The sequence below is a fragment of the Kocuria sediminis genome (assembly GCF_009735315.1).
Lineage (GTDB): Bacteria > Actinomycetota > Actinomycetes > Actinomycetales > Micrococcaceae > Kocuria > Kocuria turfanensis.
In genome coordinates this window covers 1-549 of record NZ_WOGU01000064.1, presented here as the reverse complement: position 1 = coordinate 549, position 549 = coordinate 1, and the positions used below count along the sequence as shown (strand labels likewise).

Here is a 549-nt window from a genome sequence, read left to right as displayed (position 1 = left end):
CTAAATACTGGCCGGAGACCGATAGCGCACAAGTAGAGTGATCGAAAGATGAAAAGCACTTTGAAAAGAGAGTTAAACAGCACGTGAAATTGTTGAAAGGGAAGCGCTTGCGACCAGACTCGCCCGCGGGGTTCAGCCGGCATTCGTGCCGGTGTACTTCCCCGTGGGCGGGCCAGCGTCGGTTTGGGCGGCCGGTCAAAGGCCCCTGGAATGTAGTGCCCTCCGGGGCACCTTATAGCCAGGGGTGCAATGCGGCCAGCCTGGACCGAGGAACGCGCTTCGGCACGGACGCTGGCATAATGGTCGTAAACGACCCGTCTTGAAACACGGACCAAGGAGTCTAACATCTACGCGAGTGTTCGGGTGTCAAACCCGTGCGCGCAGTGAAAGCGAACGGAGGTGGGAGCCCCCTTGCGGGGCGCACCATCGACCGATCCTGATGTCTTCGGATGGATTTGAGTAAGAGCGTAGCTGTGGGGACCCGAAAGATGGTGAACTATGCCTGAATAGGGCGAAGCCAGAGGAAACTCTGGTGGAGGCTCGCAGCGG

General features: G+C 58.7%; 1 rRNA gene. It reads left to right on the top strand.

What is annotated here, in order from left to right:
- Positions 1 to 549 (top strand): 23S ribosomal RNA (locus GMA12_RS18205); the annotation flags it as partial.